The organism is Polaromonas sp., from assembly GCF_039930745.1.
Taxonomy (GTDB): Bacteria; Pseudomonadota; Gammaproteobacteria; order Burkholderiales; family Burkholderiaceae_C; genus Polaromonas.
The window spans coordinates 1-20101 of sequence record NZ_JBDTTH010000011.1; the positions used below are offsets into that span (position 1 = coordinate 1).

General features: G+C 61.3%; 19 protein-coding genes. 13 read left to right on the forward strand and 6 right to left on the reverse strand.

What is annotated here, in order from left to right:
- The 3 genes from ABI660_RS05995 to ABI660_RS06005 all read left to right on the forward strand — a co-directional run.
- On the forward strand, nucleotides 1-173 hold a 173-nt coding region (locus ABI660_RS05995), incomplete at its 5' end, for a DnaB-like helicase C-terminal domain-containing protein (RefSeq protein ID WP_348066045.1).
- A gap of 265 nt (nucleotides 174-438) precedes the next feature.
- Nucleotides 439-741 carry an AraC family transcriptional regulator gene (locus ABI660_RS06000; protein WP_348065936.1) on the forward strand — a complete coding sequence of 101 codons (303 nt, stop codon included), beginning with the start codon at nucleotides 439-441 and terminating at the stop codon, nucleotides 739-741.
- Nucleotides 742-914: 173 nt separating this feature from the next.
- A complete protein-coding gene (locus tag ABI660_RS06005) occupies nucleotides 915-1892 on the forward strand; it encodes a glycerophosphodiester phosphodiesterase family protein (RefSeq protein WP_348065938.1) in 978 nt (325 codons plus the stop codon).
- Nucleotides 1893-1966: 74 nt separating this feature from the next.
- On the opposite strand, the gene ABI660_RS06010 is transcribed toward ABI660_RS06005, so the two are convergent.
- Together ABI660_RS06010 and ABI660_RS06015 are read right to left on the reverse strand one after the other, a co-directional pair.
- Complete coding sequence (locus ABI660_RS06010; protein ID WP_348065939.1) at nucleotides 1967-2410, reverse strand: hypothetical protein; 444 nt, start codon at nucleotides 2408-2410, stop codon at nucleotides 1967-1969.
- 117 nt (nucleotides 2411-2527) lie between these two features.
- The gene (locus ABI660_RS06015) at nucleotides 2528-3658 is read right to left on the reverse strand and encodes an MFS transporter (protein WP_348065941.1); all 1131 of its coding nucleotides are present in this window, start codon (nucleotides 3656-3658) and stop codon (nucleotides 2528-2530) included.
- Between the two features lie 75 nt (nucleotides 3659-3733).
- On the opposite strand from ABI660_RS06015, the gene gcvA reads away from it, so the two are divergent.
- Nucleotides 3734-4663, forward strand: a complete 930-nt coding sequence (gene gcvA, locus ABI660_RS06020) for a transcriptional regulator GcvA (protein WP_348065942.1) — start codon at nucleotides 3734-3736, stop codon at nucleotides 4661-4663.
- Nucleotides 4664-4685: 22 nt separating this feature from the next.
- Here gcvA and ABI660_RS06025 read toward each other — a convergent pair whose 3' ends face one another.
- The 3 genes from ABI660_RS06025 to ABI660_RS06035 form a co-directional block, all read right to left on the reverse strand.
- Entirely contained in the window at nucleotides 4686-4883 is a 198-nt protein-coding gene (locus ABI660_RS06025; RefSeq protein ID WP_348065944.1) for a DUF2269 family protein, read from the reverse strand.
- Between the two features lie 271 nt (nucleotides 4884-5154).
- Nucleotides 5155-5559, reverse strand: coding sequence for an RNA-binding protein (locus tag ABI660_RS06030; protein WP_348065945.1), 405 nt, complete (start codon nucleotides 5557-5559; stop codon nucleotides 5155-5157).
- A gap of 142 nt (nucleotides 5560-5701) precedes the next feature.
- The gene (locus ABI660_RS06035) at nucleotides 5702-7483 is read right to left on the reverse strand and encodes a M14 family metallopeptidase (protein ID WP_348066047.1); all 1782 of its coding nucleotides are present in this window, start codon (nucleotides 7481-7483) and stop codon (nucleotides 5702-5704) included.
- A 229-nt stretch (nucleotides 7484-7712) separates the two neighbouring features.
- Here ABI660_RS06035 and dusA point away from each other — a divergent pair, with 229 nt between their 5' ends.
- From dusA to ABI660_RS06065, 6 genes are all read left to right on the forward strand, one after another.
- Nucleotides 7713-8750, forward strand: a complete 1038-nt coding sequence (gene dusA, locus ABI660_RS06040; protein ID WP_348066049.1) for a tRNA dihydrouridine(20/20a) synthase DusA — start codon at nucleotides 7713-7715, stop codon at nucleotides 8748-8750.
- A complete protein-coding gene (locus ABI660_RS06045; protein WP_348065946.1) occupies nucleotides 8743-9666 on the forward strand; it encodes a DMT family transporter in 924 nt (307 codons plus the stop codon). The genes dusA and ABI660_RS06045 overlap by 8 nt, the downstream gene beginning before the upstream one ends.
- A gap of 246 nt (nucleotides 9667-9912) precedes the next feature.
- Nucleotides 9913-10191, forward strand: a complete 279-nt coding sequence (locus ABI660_RS06050; RefSeq protein WP_348065948.1) for a hypothetical protein — start codon at nucleotides 9913-9915, stop codon at nucleotides 10189-10191.
- Between the two features lie 206 nt (nucleotides 10192-10397).
- Nucleotides 10398-12320, forward strand: a complete 1923-nt coding sequence (locus ABI660_RS06055) for a PrkA family serine protein kinase (RefSeq protein WP_348065949.1) — start codon at nucleotides 10398-10400, stop codon at nucleotides 12318-12320.
- Nucleotides 12321-12373: 53 nt separating this feature from the next.
- Nucleotides 12374-13648 (forward strand): YeaH/YhbH family protein, encoded by a 1275-nt coding sequence (locus tag ABI660_RS06060; RefSeq protein ID WP_348065951.1) that lies wholly within the window; start codon nucleotides 12374-12376, stop codon nucleotides 13646-13648.
- 29 nt (nucleotides 13649-13677) lie between these two features.
- A complete protein-coding gene (locus tag ABI660_RS06065) occupies nucleotides 13678-15210 on the forward strand; it encodes a SpoVR family protein (RefSeq protein ID WP_348066051.1) in 1533 nt (510 codons plus the stop codon).
- A 30-nt stretch (nucleotides 15211-15240) separates the two neighbouring features.
- On the opposite strand, the gene ABI660_RS06070 is transcribed toward ABI660_RS06065, so the two are convergent.
- The gene (locus ABI660_RS06070; protein WP_348065953.1) at nucleotides 15241-15876 is read right to left on the reverse strand and encodes a GntR family transcriptional regulator; all 636 of its coding nucleotides are present in this window, start codon (nucleotides 15874-15876) and stop codon (nucleotides 15241-15243) included.
- A gap of 140 nt (nucleotides 15877-16016) precedes the next feature.
- Between ABI660_RS06070 and scpA the strand changes: the two genes are divergently transcribed.
- The 3 genes from scpA to ABI660_RS06085 are packed head-to-tail and all read left to right on the forward strand — an operon-like array spanning nucleotide 16017 to nucleotide 20079.
- Nucleotides 16017-18185, forward strand: coding sequence for a methylmalonyl-CoA mutase (gene scpA, locus ABI660_RS06075; protein WP_348065954.1), 2169 nt, complete (start codon nucleotides 16017-16019; stop codon nucleotides 18183-18185).
- A complete protein-coding gene (meaB, locus tag ABI660_RS06080; protein ID WP_348065955.1) occupies nucleotides 18182-19210 on the forward strand; it encodes a methylmalonyl Co-A mutase-associated GTPase MeaB in 1029 nt (342 codons plus the stop codon). Before scpA ends, meaB begins: the two co-directional genes overlap by 4 nt.
- Nucleotides 19207-20079: a hypothetical protein gene (locus ABI660_RS06085; protein WP_348065957.1), complete on the forward strand. Its 873-nt coding sequence runs from the start codon at nucleotides 19207-19209 to the stop codon at nucleotides 20077-20079. The genes meaB and ABI660_RS06085 overlap by 4 nt, the downstream gene beginning before the upstream one ends.
- Nucleotides 20080-20101 lie beyond the last annotated feature (22 nt).

Genomic DNA, 20101 nt, shown 5'->3' on the forward strand with positions numbered 1-20101 from the left:
TGTTCATCTACCGCGACGAGTACTACACCAAAGACGCCTGCAAGGAACCCGGCGTGGCCGAGGTCATCATCAGCAAGCAGCGTAACGGCCCGACCGGCACTGTCAAGCTGGCGTTTATCAACCGCATCACCAAGTTCGAGAGTTTGGCGCATGGGGGCGGTGGGAATTTCTAGGAAATTCCGATGAAAAGTGATTGTGGCCCTCTATTTATGAGCGTCTATGGCTATGTATTTGATAGCTATCTGGCGACGAGCACTTCCTTTCTCCCACCTTCCAAGACTTGAGGTCTAGGCGCATCTATTGCGTCGGGGCCTCTGTTGATGCCGACTGCGACGTAAGCCTGGCAGTCAGCGTATTTCAGGAGCGGAGGAGAGTTATCCACAGGGCGTACCTCCACCAAGGTTTGTTCGCGGGCTTTCAATGACGGAATGGCTCGAGATGCTTGTCGATTCCAACTTGCAGAATCCTCCGACGACGGTGGACATGGCCGCCACACTTGGCATGGGCGTGGTTAGATTTGCCCGTGCGTTCAAGACGAGTTTTTCGGCGACGCCACATCAATACATCCAGGCGCGGCGACTGGAGCATGCGCGGGAGCTGCTTTGCCGCACTGACGCGACGCTCACCGCGATCGCGCTCGACACCGGCTTTGCGAGCCACGCACATTTCTCAACCGTCTTTCGGGCCACGACGGGCGTCACGCCCATCAGCTACCGCCGGGATGCTCTTCGGCCTGGATAATCGGCCCCGATCAGATCTTCTGCTGCATTCGCAGCGTCCTTGTGCTCAGGTGAAGGCTGCTTGCGACCAGGAACAGACTTGATTCGCGCTGCCCAGATCAAGATACGATTCGTCATTTTTATGCGTGGCCAAGTCACGCTGTTATTGATCTGACCTGACCTGATTGACGCGACATGCGCAAACAAAAAATCTTTCTGGCGACGCTTGTTGTTATCGCTACGCTTTATGTTTTCAACGCTTCCTGGCGAGTTCCGCCGGCAGAAGCAGGCGACCTGCGGCTGATTTCCCATCGAGGGGTGCATCAGACCTATCACCGCGAAGGACTGAAGAATGACACCTGCACGGCCCAGCGAATCTATCCCCCGGTGCACGACTACATGGAAAACACCATCCGTTCCATGCAGGCAGCCTTTGCTGCAGGTGCCGACATCGTCGAACTGGACGTGCACCCCACCACGGACGGACGTTTGGCGGTCATGCACGACTGGACGTTGGATTGCCGCACAGAAGGGAAAGGCGAAACACGCCGCCATGACCTTGCCTATCTGCAGACCCTGGACGTAGGGTATGGTTATACGGCAGACGGCGGCCGCACTTTCCCCTTGCGCGGTCGAGGCGTTGGCCTCATGCCTGAGTTGACGGAAGTTTTTGCTGCTGTTCCGCAAGGCCGTTTTCTCATCAACTTCAAGAGTCGCGAGGAACGTGAAGGCGACATGCTTGCTTCGCTCATTGCCAAGCAACCCGCGTGGCGGCCTGCCGTGTGGGGCGCTTATGGCGGCGACGAACCGACTTTTCGCGCTGCCAAGTTGTTGGGTGGCGACCTCAAGGTCTGGTCGCGCCGTGGCCTGGTGAATTGCCTGGGTCGCTACTTGGCACTGGGTTGGACAGGCTTTGTTCCGCAGGCTTGTAGAAACACCACAGTCATGATTCCGCTCAATGTCGCGCCTTGGTTATGGGGTTGGCCCCATCTGCTTGTTGGGCGGTTGCACGAAGCAGGTAGCGAAGTGATTTTGCTTGGCCCTCTGGAAGCAGGCGATCCCGGTACAGCGGGCATAGATACGCTGGAGCAGCTTGCGAAAGTGTCAGCCGGATTTTCCGGATACCTCTGGACCAACAGGATAGAAATCATCGGCCCCGCCGTGAAGCGATGAGGGTGTTTATCGTTGGGACTCGATCAGACAGAGGTGGATTGGTTGAGGGGCGTCGGCCACCGGCGCGATCGGCATCAAGGTTCGAGGGCATACCTGGTCGCCAACAGCACCTCGATCCTCTCTCCAATAGCAGCGCATTCCTCCGCCTCCAAACGACTGAACTGCGCGGCCCAGCTTTCTGAGAAAGCAAACTTTGGAAACTGCGGTGGCTCGCCCCATTGCCAGTCGGCATGGGTGGCCCGTGGGCTTCTTCCAAAAACATGCAGATGCATTTTCCGGTGAAGCTGTGGGGTCTTGGGTCCTGGCGGTTGGGTCAGCTCGTTGAGGGCATTGTTGCCTGCTTCCCAGTAGTTCAGACACCCTCCGGCGAGTTGAGGCAGCGCGTCCAGCATGGCTCTTCCTGTGGCGGCCACCAGGCAGGCCCATCGCGCCAATTCATCGGGCGTCAGTTCGCTTCTTTCCCACACCGGGCGCGGTGGATTCACCAGCAAATGCCCGCCATCGCTGCGGTGGTTCATGGGCTTGACCGGCAAGGCTACCGTGCCGCCCGCGCAGCTGAAAAGCGTGTGGTGAATGTCCAAGTGCAGGTCTCCGGAAGAAGTGGATGAAAGAAGAGGGCGGTGACGGATGGTTGTTCAATCGCTGCGCTGCTTCAGGCAGGCAAGGGCCGTTGCCGACAGAAGCAGCGCAGCGACGCCGTAAATCCATGCAGATGGCGCGATGGGCAACAGCAGGCCGGCCAGCACCGGGCCGGCGCCGGCCCCCATGTCGCGCCAGACCGAGCGCGTGGCCAGGGCCTGTATTCGGCCGGGACCTGGTGTGCGAAGGGCAACCAGCGGCGGCAGTAGCGGCAACAGCAGGGCACGCAAAATCACGATGGCCAATGCGCAAGACCACAGCCAGCCGAAACCAAAGCCGACCAAGGCTACAGAAGTCAGCACAGAAAAGATCACCAACAAGGTTTCGGCACCGTGTTTTTCGGCCATGTGTCCACTGGTAGAACTCAGAACAATTTCTGCCAGGTAGCGAATCGACAACAGAAGGCCTGCCACGATGACCGGATTACCCGGCAGCAGGTCGCGCCCCAGGTAAGACAGGCCGATGATGAACAGGCCGTCTAGCACGAGGCCTTCAATGAAGGAAAAGTTGTCCAGGCTGCCCGGAAATTTCAACCATTTTTTTCTGGGTGGCGGCTCTGCATGGGGGATGGTTGGCAGTTGCCGCGTGACCAGCAATGCAGACAAGGCGACCGCCGCGAACAGAAAGAAAATAACTTTGGGGCCAAACCAGAGCGCACTCACGCCACCTAAAGGCAACGCAAGCATGGGCCCCAGAGCCGTGAATGCACGGGAGCGCCCGGCACGGCGCGTGGCGCCTGCCGGTTCGGCCGTGGCCAAGGCCTGCGTCGCCAGGTTCAGCGCCGCGAAAGCCAGGCCCCACAGCAGCCGCAGGAAGAGCAAGGCGATGAAGCCGGTGAGTGTGGCGTAGCCCAGCGCACACACTGCAGCGGCAAGCACGGCGATTGTGCAGGTGCGCCGCTCACCGTTCCGGGCATAAAACCTTGCCACTGCGCCGTACCCTGCAATGCGTATGAGGCGGTTGGCGGCCAACAAAATGCCTGCTTCGGGCAGGCTGACGCCAAACGCGGAAGCGAACATCGGCAAAAGCAGGTAAAGCACCGTGTCGCCCGGCAGTGCCAGCCCGAGCGCCATCGCCGCATGACGCGAGTTGCGGTCGGGGTTGTGTGCAGTTGAAGCAGGATTCATGAGTTGAATCGTGCCGGACATCGCGTCTGCCCACAAACGACATTAGTGCGCTACACGTGTGAGAAAATCGCACGCATGTTGCCCCGCCTGCCTCCGTTGAATGCGGTCCGTGCCTTCTCGGCGGCGGCGCGGCATCAGAGTTTCACCCGGGCTGCCCTGGAGCTGTACGTGACGCACAGCGCCATCAGCCGCCAGATCAAGGCGCTGGAAGCTCATCTGGGGGTCGACCTGTTCGAGCGGAAAACCCGGCAGGTCCTTCTGACTGCAGCCGGCCACCAGTTTCACGCGCAGGTGGGGCCGGCACTGGCGCAAATAGGCGCGGCCGCCGAATTGCTCAGGGGTGCCACACCCTTGCGTGCTGTCAGGGTCAACGTCAGACCTTCCTTCGCGGTGCGCTGGCTGATCCCCAGGCTGCCAGGCTTTGTGGCGAAGCACCCAGACATCGAACCGCAAGTCATGACCAGCACCTTGCCGCCGGACAAGGCTGTTGACGAATTCGACCTCGCCATCCGGCGAGGTGCCAAGGGCTGGCCAACGGGGATGCAGATTCATCCCTTCCTGGAAGATGAAGTTCTCGTCGTGGGATCACCCGCCTTGTTCGCCAGCCGTCCCGTCACCGGTCCGCAATCGCTGGCGGCGCATGTCTTGCTGCTGTCCAAGTCGCGCAGCAAGGATTGGGAAAACTGGAAGAAGCAGGTGAACGCACCTGGGTTGAAGCCCGCCAACTGCCTGCAATTTGATCATTTGCATTTCGTTCTGCAGGCAGCCGTGGATGGGTTAGGTTTTGCGTTGGCACCGGTGTCGCTGGTGACGCAGGACATTGCTTCAGGACGCCTGGTCTGTCCTTTGCCGGAGTTGCGGATGGCTTTGAGCTGCCACTATTTTGGTTTGGCGCGGAACGCGGCCCCTGAGACGCAGGAATTTGTGCAATGGCTGATGGATGAACTGCAAGCCACGCCCCGGGTGAAGCGGCTTCCGGATCCAGTCGAGCATTCGCGGCGCTAAGCCAGCGCGGGCTTCGCCACCATTAGATAAAACACGGCCAGCATCGCCACAACGCCGGATAGCCCAGCCATTCCCACCACTGCGCGTAGCGCCAGTAGGCATCGGGCAACGCAGCTCCACCGCGCACTGCCTTTTGTGCCATCGCCACCATGCGAATCTGCAGCCACACCACAGGCCGCCAGCACGCGCCTGCAAAAACAAACAGTGCAATCGAGGCCACCAGCCAGGGCGTGCCCAGCGGCAGGCCATTATCAGCCGGGCCCGGTTTGCCGATGGAGGAATGGGGCCGTTAGCGGGAGGTTTGGATAGCTATCAAATCAATAGCTGCTCGTGCTGGCTGGGAAAGGGCTGCAGGTACAAATGACGTATAAATGAAGCCGCAGGCCAGCTGACGGGGCTGGTTTGGTTTTTGAGAGCAATTTCTGCCTCCAGCCCAATAATGGCGGGCACAGGCAGCTATGAATTCAGAAGTGTCCGCACGTCGGGGCGGTCTACTCCAAGTCTTCCATGGCCAGCATATGGTATTTCTGGCCGTAGGAAAAGGGTTGCTTTCGCACCACCATCATCACGCGTTCGGTGTCTTTTTCAGACGGTGCGTGCACCATCAGGGCGTGATGGCCTTCGCGCGCCAGGTCGACATACTTGCGGACCGTGGCGCCTTCGGTGCCCACCGACGGCAGTGAGACATCCGAGTCGCCGTCCACTTGGCCGATTTCACGCAGGATGGCCTCGGGTGTCAGCACTGTGATGGCCTGGCTTGGAAAACCGCCGTCTTCCAGCTCGCGTGCGGCCTGCTCGGCCTGTTCGGCTTCCGGAAACATGATGAAGGCGTAGCCCTTCGGGTAGAACACGCCCTGCAGGGTCAGCATTTTGGGGTGAAGTGCAAACGCTTTCATGGTGGATCCTTGTAGTGGGGACCCACCATTAATGCATGGACGCGTCACGCTGTCTGTAGGCCGGTTCGCACAAAATGCGTGAACCGGACGCGCCCCGGATTACTCCGCTAACGGGGGAAAGAAAGGGAAAGGCAAGGGCGCTTCAGGGCAGATCTTCGGCGCGCAGCGCGGGCTCCGACATCACACGGGCGACGTTGTCCAGGCTGTCGATCAGCTGGTTCGCGAAATAGCTGCTTTGGGTGTCCGGCTCCAGCGCGGCAATCACCAGGTTGGACAGGGGCTGGTTCAGCGGCACGTAGTAGCTGCCGGTGGGCGCATCAACCACGCCGCGCACCAGGGCTACTTCGGTCCTGACGATTTGTCCGGCGTCGGCGATGGCGCCGCGCACGTCCTGCCGCGCGCCGGCAGCCCGGCTGGTTTCACGGTAGATGTCGCCTAGCATGGAGCCGGGCTCGGCCACGCGCAGCACCTGCACGCCATGCAGGCGCAAGCGCTCCACCGCTGTTTTCGATCCCGCCGAGAGCCAGTAGCCGCAGGGGCGCACGCGCGTCTTGAGCTTGCGCAGCGTCAGCGCCGAGTTCCATTCCACGCGGATCGCCCTGTCGCCACCGGTGACCGGGTCCAGCATGATGAGTTCCTGCTGACCCAGGGTGGGGCCGGCCTCGACCACGGCCTCTTCCTTGCAGGCCATGGTGCTCAATTCCTTTTCCACATAAGGCTTCAGCTGACCGAGGTCGCCGGCGCGCTGGGCCGTGCTGGCAAGCACGCTGGAGATGGCGCTGACATGGGTGTGCACGCGGCGCTGCAGGTGCAGGCGGCCTATGCCCACACCACGCGTTTCAATCAGCAGGCTGACAGTGTTTTTCAAGCCGTTGACGTTGCGGCCGGTGTCGGGCTGGGTGCCGCCCATGGAGACTTTCTTGTCCGCCAGGTCGGTCGAGGTGGTGTAGTACCACTCGGCGCTCAGCCCCTGTGTCCTCAGGGCGGTCAGCAGCGGCCGGCGGAACCACTCCTCAGCGGCCTTGGTTACAAACTCTGGAACGTTGGCGGTGGTCGCGTACTGCAGCAGCGCATCGTATTTCTGGATGGCGCCGAACTTCTGCAGGAAACGGCCAACCACGGTGTATTCGTGGGCATCGACCACCACGGTGGGTCGGTAGTCACGCGTCAGGCGCGCCAGGGCCTGGGCCTCTGGCGTGTTGAGCAGCAGGTGGTCGCGGTTCATGTCCAGACCACCGGCGGTCACGCGCTGGCCGACCGCCGCGCCGTCCGGATTGGCACGCGGCACGATGATGACGTTGATACGTTCCAGCATCGGCCGCAGCAGGCCTTGCGTGAGCTCGCGCGCAATCACCAGCAGGGCCTCGCTGCCGGCCGGCTCGTCGCCGTGCTGCTGGCCGATCAGCAGCACCGTGGGCCGGCCGGAAGCCGCCAGGGCGGCGGCGTCCGCGCCGGCGGCGCGTGTCAGTACCAGGGCTTCCAGGGCTTCGCCTCGCTGCGACTGGCCCATGGGCAGAACCGCGGCTTTCAAGCCAGGTGAGCGGGAAGCCTCGGCCGTCAGGTCGCGCAGCCAGGTCTGGATTTCCGCATTCGAGGTGAAGCTGCTGCGTCCTTCCTGCAGGCCGGGCGTGTTGTAAATGATGGACGGTGCCGGAAAGCGGGCCGCCACGGCGGCACTGTAGGGTGCTTCGGCTGCCGGCGGAGCAATGACCATACCCGGCCGGACGGGCACTGGCTGGGCGATGGCGGCCGGTGCGGCGCTGGGGGCCGGCGCAGCAACAGGCGGCGCCTTGGGCGTGCCGCCCGGAGCCGGCCACGGCGGCAGCGGAACGGACGTGCAGGCGGCCAGCGAAAGCAGCAGGGGCAGCAGCAGGCCTGTGCGGCTTTTGTCCGGGGTGCGGCGCGGCGGCCGGGCCGGGGTCATTGCTTCCGGATAGCGGGGGGAAGAGGTCATCCGTGATGGCAAGTCTGTCATGGTCATGGCTGGGTAAGGAGAAAAAATAGCCGGTGCGCCCGGGCTGCTTATTATCCGGCCTGCAGCGCAGAGCAGGTGTCGGTGCCTACCCGCTGTGCGGCAATTTCACCACGCCGGCGCCCCCCGCGGGCCCGCGTGAGAAACTATGGCTTTCATGCAGACCGAACCCGCTCTCCCGATGCTCCCGATGACCCCCGGCGCTTTCCCTTCCCACCGCCTCAGCGTTGCCCCAATGATGGACTGGACGGACCGGCATTGCCGCTACTTTCATCGTCTGCTGTCGCGCCACGCCTTGTTGTACACCGAAATGGTGACTACCGGTGCACTGGTTCATGGCGACGTGGCGCGGCATCTGCGTTTCAACGCTGAGGAACACCCGGTGGCGCTGCAGCTGGGCGGCAGCGAGCCGGCCGATCTGGCGCATTGCGCCCGGCTTGGTCAGCAGTGGGGATATGACGAGATCAATATCAATTGCGGCTGCCCCAGCGAGCGCGTGCAGCGCGGTGCCTTCGGTGCCTGCCTGATGGCCGAGCCGCAACTCGTGGCTGACTGCGTCAAGGCCATGGTGGATGTGGTGGATGTGCCGGTGACCGTCAAGCACCGCATCGGCATCGACAAAACCGAGAGTTATGAATTTGTGCGCGATTTTGTGGGCCGCGTCAGCGAGGCCGGCTGCACGACCTTCATCGTGCATGCCCGCAATGCCTGGCTCAAGGGCCTGAGCCCGAAGGAAAATCGCGAAGTTCCCCCGCTGCGTTACGAGCTGGTCTACCGTCTCAAGCGCGAGTTTCCGCAACTCGCCATCGTCATCAATGGCGGCATCACCACCGGCGGGCAGGTGGCCGGCGAGCTGGAGCAGCTTGACGGTGTGATGGTGGGCCGCGAGGCTTACCACAACCCCTGGTGGCTGGCCTCATGGGATGCGGACTTCTTTGCGGATGCGCCCCGGGACCTCACGCGCGAGTCGGTCGAGGAGCAGATGGTGGCTTACATGGCGCGTGAAGCCGAGGCGCATGGCACACCCTGGCCCACCATTGCGCGCCACATGCTGGGCCTGCGCCATGGCCTGGCCGGCAGCCGCCGCTGGCGCCAGGTCTGGAGCGATCACAAGCTCAAGAGCTGGCATCCACGCGATGTGATGGCGCTGGCGCACGCACAGCCGCCTTTGATCGAAGGCGGCGCATCTTTGCTGCAAGCCGCGATGGTTCATGCCTGACGCCGCGCTGCGCGAAACGCGCCGGGCCCTGGTGCTCCTGTGGCTGGTGCCCGCGCTGTGGGCCGTCAACTACATCGTGGCACGCAAGGCGCCCGGTGTCATTGGCCCCTACATGCTGGCACTGGGCCGCTGGGGCCTGGCCGCGCTGATTCTCGTGGTGATCACGCGGGGCGAGCTGTGGCAGCAGCGGGCCGCGATTGCTCGTGCCTGGCGGCAGTACCTGGTGCTTGGCACCCTGGGCATGCTGATCTGCGGCGCCTGGGTGTATGAAGGCGCGCGTTCCACGGGCGCCATGAATATTGCATTGATCTATTCGGCCTCTCCGGTGCTGATCAGCCTGGGCGCCATGTGGTGGCTGGGTGAAGGTTTTGGTTCGCGCCAGAAGGCGGGTGTGCTGCTGGCACTGGCGGGTGTTGTCCATGTGGTCGTCAAGGGGCAGTGGACCGCCTTGGCTGACGTGCAGTTTGTGCCCGGCGATGTGTGGATTCTTGCCGCCATGGTGTCGTGGGCGGGTTATGCGCTGCTGCAGAAAAGATGGCCCAGCTCCCTGGGGGCCACCGCACGGCTGGCCGCAATCTGCATAGGCGGCACCGTGGTCCTGCTGCCTCCGGCGCTTTGGGAAACCACGCGCCCCGGGGCAGATACCTTGAGCGCTTATGCCGTGTGGTTGATGGTGGTGGCTGCGCTGATCCCCGGCGTGGGCGCCTACTGGATTTACGGCTGGGCGCAAAAAATCCTGGGTGCCAGCCGGGTGGCAGTGGCGCTTTACCTGGGCCCGCTGTACGCGGCCGCTGCCGCCTGGGGCCTGCTTGGCGAGCCGCCGGGCTGGCACCATGCCGTTGGTGCGCTGCTGATTCTGCCGGGTGTGTTTCTCGTGACGCGTCCAGCAAAGCAAGCGCTTCCGGTGCGTTCCTGAGGAATTGCGTACAGGCGCACGGTAGTTTCGGCGCCAGGCGCGACAGCACCTCCTTGATGGCCTGAGGGTTGCCACCATCGGCTCGCGTAGTCACTGGCAATCATGCACCATCTTGAGCCGCTTGCATGCCTCCATGTCAGCCTCGTTGCTTTTCTGCAATCAGCGCAGGTCAAATTTAACGCAGCGGATCCTGTGCAAGGATGAGAGAGCTACCATGAACTGCTCTGACCTTGCAATGGAGGCACCATGGACGCTGATCTTGATCACATGTCGCGGGAGCAACTCATCGCCGAAGCCAGGAAGCTCAGGCACGGCATTCGCGCGCATCGCGACAGCACCGGCCACGAACTGTGCTGGCACCACCCGGCCTTGTGGTCGCTGTTGCCGGAGAAAACGGATCCGCTTCCCGTTGTCCCTGAGTGGCCGCAGTTTCTCCTCGGATGTTTGCGTTACCGTGAATCGCTGGACACCCAGCTTCCGGATGCTCCACGAAATGATAAGCCCTTCACGCCTGAAACAACATAAAACCCTTTGCACTGTTTTTCTGTCTGCAGCTTGGCCAATAACGTTGTACGCTGTAGCCTTGGGTACCGGGAACTTTTTTTTCATTGACCCTGCACTTATCCGGTACAGCCATCAGATGTAAACAGTCGAGTCACAGCGCGGTTACCAGAAGCGATTTGGCGTCACGGGTCAGCGATCCTTCCGGTGCAGCGTGCATAGGAGGCCCTATGAATGTCGTCCGCAATTTTCTGACGCGTTACGAACAGACGCGAGAAGAAGAACTGTCCATCGAGGAATACCTCGATGCCTGCAAAAACGATCCCCTGGTTTACGCAACGGCGGCTGAGCGCATTCTTGCCGCCGTGGGTGAACCCGAGCTGGTTGATACCCGCCACGACCAGCGCCTGTCCCGCCTGTTCGGCAACAAGGTCATCAAGATTTACCCGGCATTCCGCGACTTCTATGGGCTCGAAGATCCGATCGAGCAGGTGGTGTCCTACTTCCGCCACGCCGCGCAGGGGCTGGAAGAAAAAAAGCAGATCCTCTATCTGCTGGGCCCCGTGGGCGGCGGCAAGTCATCCATTGCTGAGCGGCTCAAGCAGTTGATGGAAAAAGTGCCCTTTTATGCGCTCAAGGGTTCGCCCGTCAATGAGTCGCCGTTGGGGTTGTTCAACAATGCCGAAGACGCGCCTGTGCTCGAAGCCCAGTACGGCATTGCGCCGCGTTACCTGCAGCGTGTGATGTCGCCCTGGGCCGTCAAGCGGCTTGAAGAATATGGCGGTGATGTGCGCCAGTTCCGCGTGCTCAAGCGTTATCCGTCCATCCTCAAGCAATGCGGTATTGCCAAGACCGAGCCCGGTGACGAGAACAACCAGGACATCTCTTCGCTGGTCGGCAAGATCGACATCCGCAAGCTCGAGACCTACGCGCAGGACGACCCCGACGCGTACAGTTATTCCGGCGGGCTGTGCCTGGCCAACCAGGGATTGCTCGAGTTTGTCGAGATGTTCAAGGCGCCCATCAAGGTGCTGCACCCCTTGCTCACCGCCACGCAGGAGGGCAACTTCAAGGGCACCGAGGGGTTTGGCGCCATTCCGTTCGATGGCATCGTGATGGCCCACTCCAACGAAAGCGAATGGAAGGCTTTCAAGAACAACAGGAACAACGAGGCGTTCCTGGACCGCATCTACATCGTCAAGGTACCTTACTGCCTTCGTGTCACGGAAGAAGTCAAGATTTATGAAAAACTGATTCGCAATTCATCGCTGAACAACGCGGTCTGCGCGCCCGGCACGCTGAAGATGATGGCGCAATTCGCCGTGCTGACGCGACTGAAGGAGCCGGAAAACTCCAGCATGTTCAGCAAGCTGCAGGTGTATGACGGCGAGAATCTCAAGGACACCGACCCGAAAGCCAAGAGCTACCAGGAGTACCGCGACTACGCCGGCGTGGATGAAGGCATGAACGGCATTTCGACACGTTTTGCTTTCAAGATCCTCTCCAAGGTGTTTAATTTCGACTCCACGGAAATTGCCGCCAATCCGGTGCACCTCATGTATGTTCTGGAAAAGCAGATCGAGCGCGAGCAGTTTCCGGTCGAAACCGAGCAGAAGTATCTGGCCTTCATCAAGGAAACGCTGGCGGCACGTTATGCCGAGTTCATCGGCAAGGAAATCCAGACCGCCTACCTGGAGTCTTATTCGGAGTACGGCCAGAACATTTTCGATCGCTACGTGACCTATGCCGATTTCTGGATCCAGGACCAGGAATACCGCGACACGGACACCGGCGAAATCTTCGACCGGTCCTCCCTGAATGCCGAGTTGGAGAAAATTGAAAAGCCGGCGGGCATCAGCAACCCGAAAGATTTCCGCAACGAAATCGTCAACTTCGTTCTGCGTGCGCGGGCCAACAATGCGGGCAAGAACCCGACTTGGACCAGCTACGAAAAATTACGGACCGTGATCGAGAAGAAGATGTTCTCGAACACCGAGGATCTGCTGCCCGTGATTTCATTCAACGCCAAGGCCAGCGCGGACGAGCAGCAAAAGCACGAAGACTTTGTCAACCGGATGGTCGACAAGGGTTACACCACGCGCCAGGTCCGATTGCTGTGCGACTGGTACCTGCGGGTTCGCAAGAGTTCCTGAAAACCAGGGCATGTTGCGCGAGCGCGCCATTTTGCATCAGACCAGGGAACCCCATGCTCCAGCAAGTCATTGACAGGCGCCTGTCGGGCAAGAACAAGTCGATCGGCAACCGGGAACGTTTTCTGCGCCGATTCCGGGGGCAGATCCGGGACGCGGTTCGCCGCGCGGTTTCCGGCCGCAGCATCCATGACATCGAGCAGGGCGAAGACATCACGCTGCCGCGGCGCGACGTGTCGGAGCCTGTTTTTAGCCACGGTGCCGGCGGCAGCCGTGAAATGGTTCACCCCGGTAACCGCGAGTACGTGCGCGGCGATCGCATCGAGCGGCCGGAGGGTCGGGGCGCTGGCGGGTCGGGGCAGGGCGCCAGCCAGGACGGGAGCGGCGAGGACGATTTCGTGTTCCGCATCACGCGTGAAGAGTTCATGCAGTATTTCTTCGACGACCTGGCGCTGCCGCATCTGATTCGCACCCAGCTTCTGCCGGACGCGCCGGAATGGAAGTCGCAGCGCGCCGGCTTTGTTTCGGAGGGTACACCGACCAATCTTCATGTGGTGCGTTCCATGCGGGTGGCGCTGAGCCGGCGTATTGCGCTGGGCGGCGAATCCCGGCGCAAACTGCGTGAGCTGGAAGCGCAGCTGGCGGAAGCCTTGCGCCTGGGCCCCGGTGTGCCCGACGAAACGCCTGCCCTGAAAGCGCAGATCGAAGCGTTGCGGCGTCACCTGCGGCGCGTTCCTTTTTTTGATCCATTTGATCTGCGCTACCGCAACCGCGTCAGGGTGCCGGTGCCAACCGCCAAGGCGGCCATGTTCTGCCTGATGGACGTCTCCGGTTCGATGGATGAAGCGCGCAAGGATATTGCCAAGCGCTTTTTCATCCTGCTGTACCTGTTCTTGCAACGGCATTACGAACGGACCGATGTGATCTTCATTCGCCACCACACCCAGGCCGCCGAAGTTTCTGAGGAAGAATTTTTTCGCTCGGCCGAGACCGGCGGTACCGTGGTGTCCAGTGCCCTGACATTGATGCAGCAGATCATTGAGGCCCGTTATCCGCCCGGGGAGTGGAATATCTACGGCGCCCAGGCGTCGGACGGCGACAACTGGCACCAGGATTCGTCCAAGTGCCGCGAACTCCTGGTGGGAAAGCTGCTGCCGGCCTCCCGGTACTTTGCCTATGTGCAGGTCGGCGATGAAGACCAGAACCTGTGGCAGGAGTATTCCGAGATACTCGGCACCCATTCCAACTTCGCGATGCGCAAGATCAGCGAGGCAACGGAGATTTATCCTGTGTTCAGGGACCTCTTCAAGAAAGAAGGCGTCAGCGTATGAGCGCAGCAGAATCCGCCTCGCCCACGCAGATGACGGCGTCCGACCTGCGCGCCACGAGCCGGCGCGAGCGGCTTCCTTCGCCGTCGGACTGGTCGTTCGAGCTGATTGAGATTTACCACAGGGAGATCGCGCGAACCGCCCGGTCTTTTGGTCTGGACACCTATCCGGTCCAGCTTGAAGTCATCACGGCCGAGCAGATGATTGATGCCTATGCGGCGGTGGGCATGCCGGTGAGCTATAGGCACTGGTCCTTCGGGAAACAGTTTATTTCGACTGAAAAAAGTTATCGCCGCGGCCAGATGGGGCTGGCCTATGAAGTGGTGATCAATTCCGATCCCTGCATTGCCTACCTGATGGAAGAAAACACCATGCCGATGCAGGCACTGGTGATGGCACACGCCTGTTACGGCCACAACTCCTTCTTCAAGGGCAATTACCTGTTCCGCATGTGGACGGACGCCACTTCCATCATCGACTACCTGGTGTATGCGCGGGCCTACATCGCCGAGTGCGAGGAGCACCACGGATGGGATGCGGTCGAGCAGTTGCTGGACTCCTGCCACGCACTGATGAGCCATGGGGTGGACCGCTACCGGCGTTCGCAGAAACTGTCGCTGGCCGAGGAAGAGGCGCGCCGCAAGGACCGCGAGGCTTATCTGCAGCAGCAGATCAACGATTTATGGCGCACCGTGCCCAAGTCGGCAGAAAAGCAGGCGGACGGTGAAAAGGCCAGCCGGCGCTTTCCGGTGGAGCCGGAGGAAAACATCCTTTACTTCATTGAAAAGAATGCCCCTTTGCTCGAGCCCTGGCAACGCGAGGTGATCCGCATCGTGCGCAAGGTCGCGCAGTATTTTTATCCGCAGCGGCAGACCCAGATCATGAACGAGGGCTGGGCCACGTTCTGGCACTACACATTGCTCAACACCATGTATGACGAGGGTTTGCTGACCGATGGTTTCATGATCGAATGTCTGCGCTCCCACACCAACGTGGTCTACCAGCCGCCGGTGACGCACCCGGGCTACAGCGGCATCAACCCTTACGCGCTGGGCTTTGCCATGTTCAGCGACATCAAACGCATTTGCCAGGCACCCACGGAAGAAGACCGGCAGTGGTTTCCCGACATCGCCGGGTCCGACTGGCTCAAGACGCTTGACCACGTCATGCGGCATTACCGGGACGAGAGTTTCATCGGGCAATACCTATCGCCGCACCTGATGCGCGAGTTCCGCCTTTTTTCTGTGCTGGACGATGCCGCGGACACGGAACTTGAAGTTGCCGCGATCCACGATGAGGCCGGTTACCGGCACGTGCGCGAGGCCCTGTCGCGCCAGTTCGACATCAGTTACCGCGAACCAAACATCCAGGTCTGGGATGTGGACGTGCGGGGCGACCGTTCCCTGACATTGCGCCATTCCCGCCATGACGACAGGCCGCTCACGGAGGACGTGCAGGAAGTCATCAAACACGTGGCCCGGCTCTGGGGGTTTCGGGTTCAGCTCGAGAGCGTGGACAAACACGGCAAGTCGCTGCAGCGCTGGGATGCGAAGCCGCACGCCTGAGCTGAGCACAGGCTGCTATGCCTTGGGCGGCTAAATGGCTGCTTCCAGCCCGCTTTTGAAATGGGTCTGCATGGTTTGCATGGCGCCCGGCGAATCATGCCGGGCCAGCGCATCCATGATGGCGCGGTGTTCAGCCAGCGATTCCCCGATGCGCCCGCTTTTGAGCAGCGAGTTGTGGCGATTGAGTTTCATCACCTTGCGCAGGTCGGCCACCATCTGGTCGCGCCAGCGATTGTTGGCGATTTCCAGCAGCCGCATGTGAAAACGTTCATTGATGGCGAAAAATTGTTCGCGATCACCGGTTGCGGCTTCCAGCTGCGCATGCAGGCCCTGCAGTTCGCGAAGCTGTTCTTCGGTGGCTTGCGCCGCCACCACGCCGGCGGCGTCGCTTTCCAGCAGGGCCAGCAGATGGTAAACATCGGCCAGGTCACGCTCTGAAACTTCGGTGACGTAGGCGCCACGCCTGACCTTCATGGTGACCAGGCCTTCAGTCGCCAACACCTTCAGGGCTTCGCGCAGTGGCGTGCGGCTGATGCCGTATTCCTCAGCCAGTTTGAGTTCGTCAATCCAGCTGCCGGGCGCCAGCTCGCGGCTGAAAATCCGCTGGCGCAACAGCTCCGCCACCTCTTCATAAAGGGCGCGGGGGGTCAGTGAAACAGCGGCCATGTTTTTGGTGTTGTCAGTGGGTAGCCGGAGGGCTGGACAACGCGATCTTATCTGAAACTAAATTTTGCATCAATAATTATAAATAATGTAAACTTCCTAAATCGCCGGACGGGCCGACCAACAGACCGATTGCACACGCCATGAGCACCTCCAAACCCCTCGCCAGCCCTGAATTTGCCCACGCCAGCATGGAGGCCTGGGCCAAGGCGGCCGCCAAGTCGGCCCCCGGTGGCGACCTGAACGCGCTGGGCTGGCAGACGCCCGATGGCATCACGGTCAAGCCGCTGTATACGGCAGAAGACGTCAAGGACCTGCCGCATACCCATACCTTGCCCGGCTTCGAGCCCTTCATCCGCGGACCGCAGGCCACCATGTATGCCGTGCGGCCGTGGACCATCCGCCAGTACGCGGGTTTTTCCACCGCCGAAGAATCGAATGCGTTTTATCGCAAGGCCCTGGCTGCGGGTGGGCAGGGCGTGTCAGTGGCATTCGACCTGGCCACACACCGCGGCTATGACAGCGATCACCCACGCGTGACGGGCGACGTCGGCAAGGCCGGCGTGGCGATCGACAGCGTCGAGGACATGAAAATTCTGTTCGACCAGATTCCGCTGGACAAGGTGTCGGTGTCGATGACCATGAACGGCGCGGTGTTGCCGGTGCTGGCAGGTTATGTGGTGGCAGCCGAAGAGCAGGGTGTGAGCCAGGACCAGCTCAGCGGCACCATTCAGAACGACATTCTCAAAGAGTTCATGGTGCGCAACACCTACATCTTTCCGCCGGCGCCCAGCATGCGCATCATCGGCGACATCATCGAGTACACAGCGCAGAAGATGCCCAAGTTCAACTCGATCAGCATCTCCGGCTATCACATGCAGGAAGCCGGCGCGAACCAGGCGCTGGAACTGGCTTTTACGCTGGCCGACGGCAAGGAGTATGTGAAAACAGCCATTGCCAAGGGCCTGGACGTCGACGGTTTTGCCGGACGCCTGAGTTTTTTCTGGGCCATCGGCATGAACTTCTACCTGGAAGTGGCCAAGATGCGTGCGGCGCGCCTGCTCTGGTGCCGCATCATGAAAGGCTTCGACGCCAAAAGCCCCAAGAGCCTGATGCTGCGCACGCATTGCCAGACTTCTGGCTGGAGCCTGACAGAGCAGGACCCGTACAACAACGTCGTGCGCACCACCATCGAGGCCATGGCCGCGGTGTTCGGCGGCACGCAGAGCCTGCACACCAACAGCTTTGATGAAGCGATTGCGCTGCCGACAGAATTCTCATCGCGTATCGCCCGCAACACCCAGCTCATCATCCAGGAAGAGACCCACATTCCGAACGTGATCGATCCCTGGGCCGGCAGCTACATGATGGAAAAGCTCACGCAGGACATGGCCGACGCGGCCTGGGCCATCATTGAAGAAGTTGATGCCATGGGCGGCATGACCAAGGCCGTGGACAGCGGCTGGGCCAAGCTCAAGATCGAAGCCGCTGCTGCCGAGAAACAGGCGCGCATCGACAGCGGCAAGGACGTGATCGTCGGCGTCAACAAGTACAAACTGAAAACTGAAGATGCGATTGAAACCCGCGACATCGACAACGTGGCAGTGCGCGACGGGCAGGTTGCGCGCCTCAAGGCCGTGCGCGCCAGCCGCGACAGTGCTGCCGTGCAGGTGGCACTGGACGCGTTGACCGCCGCCGCCGAGAATAAGGATGGCAACCTGCTGGACCTCAGCATCAAGGCCGTGCGCCTGCGTGCCACGGTGGGGGAGGTCAGCGATGCTCTCGAGAAAGTCTACGGGCGCCACCGCGCCGATACGCAAAAGGTGACCGGTGTGTATGCAGCAGCCTATGACTCGGCCGAAGGCTGGGAAAACCTCAAGACTGAAATCAACGCTTTTGCCGAAGCAGAAGGCCGCAGGCCGCGCGTGATGATCTCCAAGCTCGGCCAGGACGGCCATGACCGAGGCGCCAAAGTCGTGGCCACTGCGTTCGCCGATCTGGGCTTCGACGTTGACATGGGCCCGCTGTTCCAGACGCCCGAGGAATGCGCGCGCCAGGCGATTGAAAACGACGTGCATGCGGTGGGTGTTTCGACCCTCGCCGCCGGCCACAAGACCCTGGTTCCGGCGATCATCGCCGAGCTCAAAAAACAGGGCGCTGACGACATCATCGTGTTTGTCGGCGGCGTGATTCCGCGTCAGGACTACGAGATGCTTTATGAAGCAGGCGTCAAAGGCATTTACGGCCCCGGGACGCCGATTCCGGCCAGCGCCAAGGATGTGCTGGAGCAGATCAAGGCAGCACTGAAGTGAATCCGGCCGAACTGGTGGATGCAGTGGGCAACGGCGATGCTGCCGTGCGACGCCGCGCTATTGCCAAGGCCATCACGCTGCTGGAGTCGACCCGTGCCGACCATCGCGCGCAGGGCGATGAGCTGCTGACGGCACTGTTGCCGCATACCGGCAAGGCCTTCCGCCTCGGCATCAGCGGCGTGCCCGGCGTCGGCAAATCCACCTTCATCGAGGTGCTGGGCCTCTACCTGATAGAGCAGGGCCACCGGGTGGCCGTGCTGACCATCGATCCATCCTCTAGCGTTTCGGGCGGCTCCATCCTCGGCGACAAGACGCGCATGGAGAAGTTGTCTGTTCACGAAAAAGCCTACATCCGCCCCAGCCCTTCGTCGGGCACGCTGGGCGGTGTGGCCGAAAAAACGCGCGAGGCCATGCTGGTCTGCGAAGCGGCGGGTTATGACGTGGTGATCGTCGAAACCGTCGGTGTTGGCCAGTCCGAGACCGCCGTCGCCAACATGACCGACATGTTTGTGCTGATGCAGCTGCCCAACGCCGGCGACGACCTGCAGGCCATCAAAAAAGGCGTGATGGAGCTGGCCGACCTGGTCATCATCAACAAAGCCGACATCGACGCCGACGCGGCAATGCGAGCCGAGGCGCAGATCACTTCTGCCATGCGCTTGTTCGGCTTGGTCAACAACGCCATGAGCAGTGAGCAGGCTGCCAACTTTGACAAACACTGGCATCCGCAGGTGCTCCAGCTCAGCGCGCTGCACAACAAGGGTGTCGACGGTTTCTGGAAAGCCGTGACGCAGTTCAAAGCCTTGCAGACGGCCAACGGCCAACTGACTGCACGCCGTCAGCAGCAATCGCTGGCCTGGATGTGGGAGCGCATTGATGCGGGCCTGAAGCAGACCTTCCGTCATGACCCGCAGGTTCGCGAGCGTTTACCTGGCCTGCTGGCCGAAGTGGCGCGCGGCGAGGTGGCTGCATCGACAGCTGCCAGAAGCTTATTGGCCCTGGCATCCAAGAGGTGGAACTCATGAAGAAATTTGGCATTCTTTGCGCGCTGCTTTTCCAGGCCTGCATGGCCTGGGCCAGCGGCATGGTTGCCGGTGAGTCGCAAAGCTTTGTCTTTACCGACAAAGGCTATTTTTCGGACAAGCCCGTCACTGTGCATTACTACAAGGCCCGCAGCGCCGGTCCCGATGCCAAAGTGATGATGGTGATCCACGGCGCGGAGCGCCAAGGCTCGCGCATGCGCGACAACTGGATGCCTTTTGCCGAGAAAAACAGGTTGATCGTCCTGGCGCCTGAGTTCGACGAGGCGCGGTTTTCTTCACGGTTGTTCAACATGGGCGGCATCGAGAGCCGCGACCGCAGCCAATGGTCCTTCCAGATTGTCGAGCACCTTTTTGATTTTGTCCGCGCCCAGGAAGGCCTCTCGACGCCCGACTACTTGCTGTTCGGCCATTCGGCGGGTGGTCAGTTCGTGCACCGCTTCATGCTGCTGGCCGAGGCGCCGCGTGTTTCCGTCGCCGTGGCGGCAAATGCCGGCAGCTACACCATGCCCAGCTACCCAAGCCTGATGAATGACAGGTTCCCCTATGCGCTCGACGAAGGCATCGTCAGCCCGGACAAGCTCAGGCAGGTTTTTGCGCGCAGGCTGGTCGTGCTGCTCGGTGAAACTGACACACAAACCGACGCGGCCAATCTGCCCAAGGCCAGGCAGGCCACGGCCCAGGGCGCGAACCGGTTTGAGCGCGGCAGCAACTTCTTTGCGCAGGCCACGGCGCAGGCGCAGAAACTGGGCACGCCCCTGGCCTGGGAGCGCGTGACGGTGCCGGGCGTGGGGCACGACTCACGCCGCATGAGCCAGGCCGCCGCGCGCCTTCTGTTTGAACCGGCCAGGTAAATTTTCATCGTCAATTCTCAGA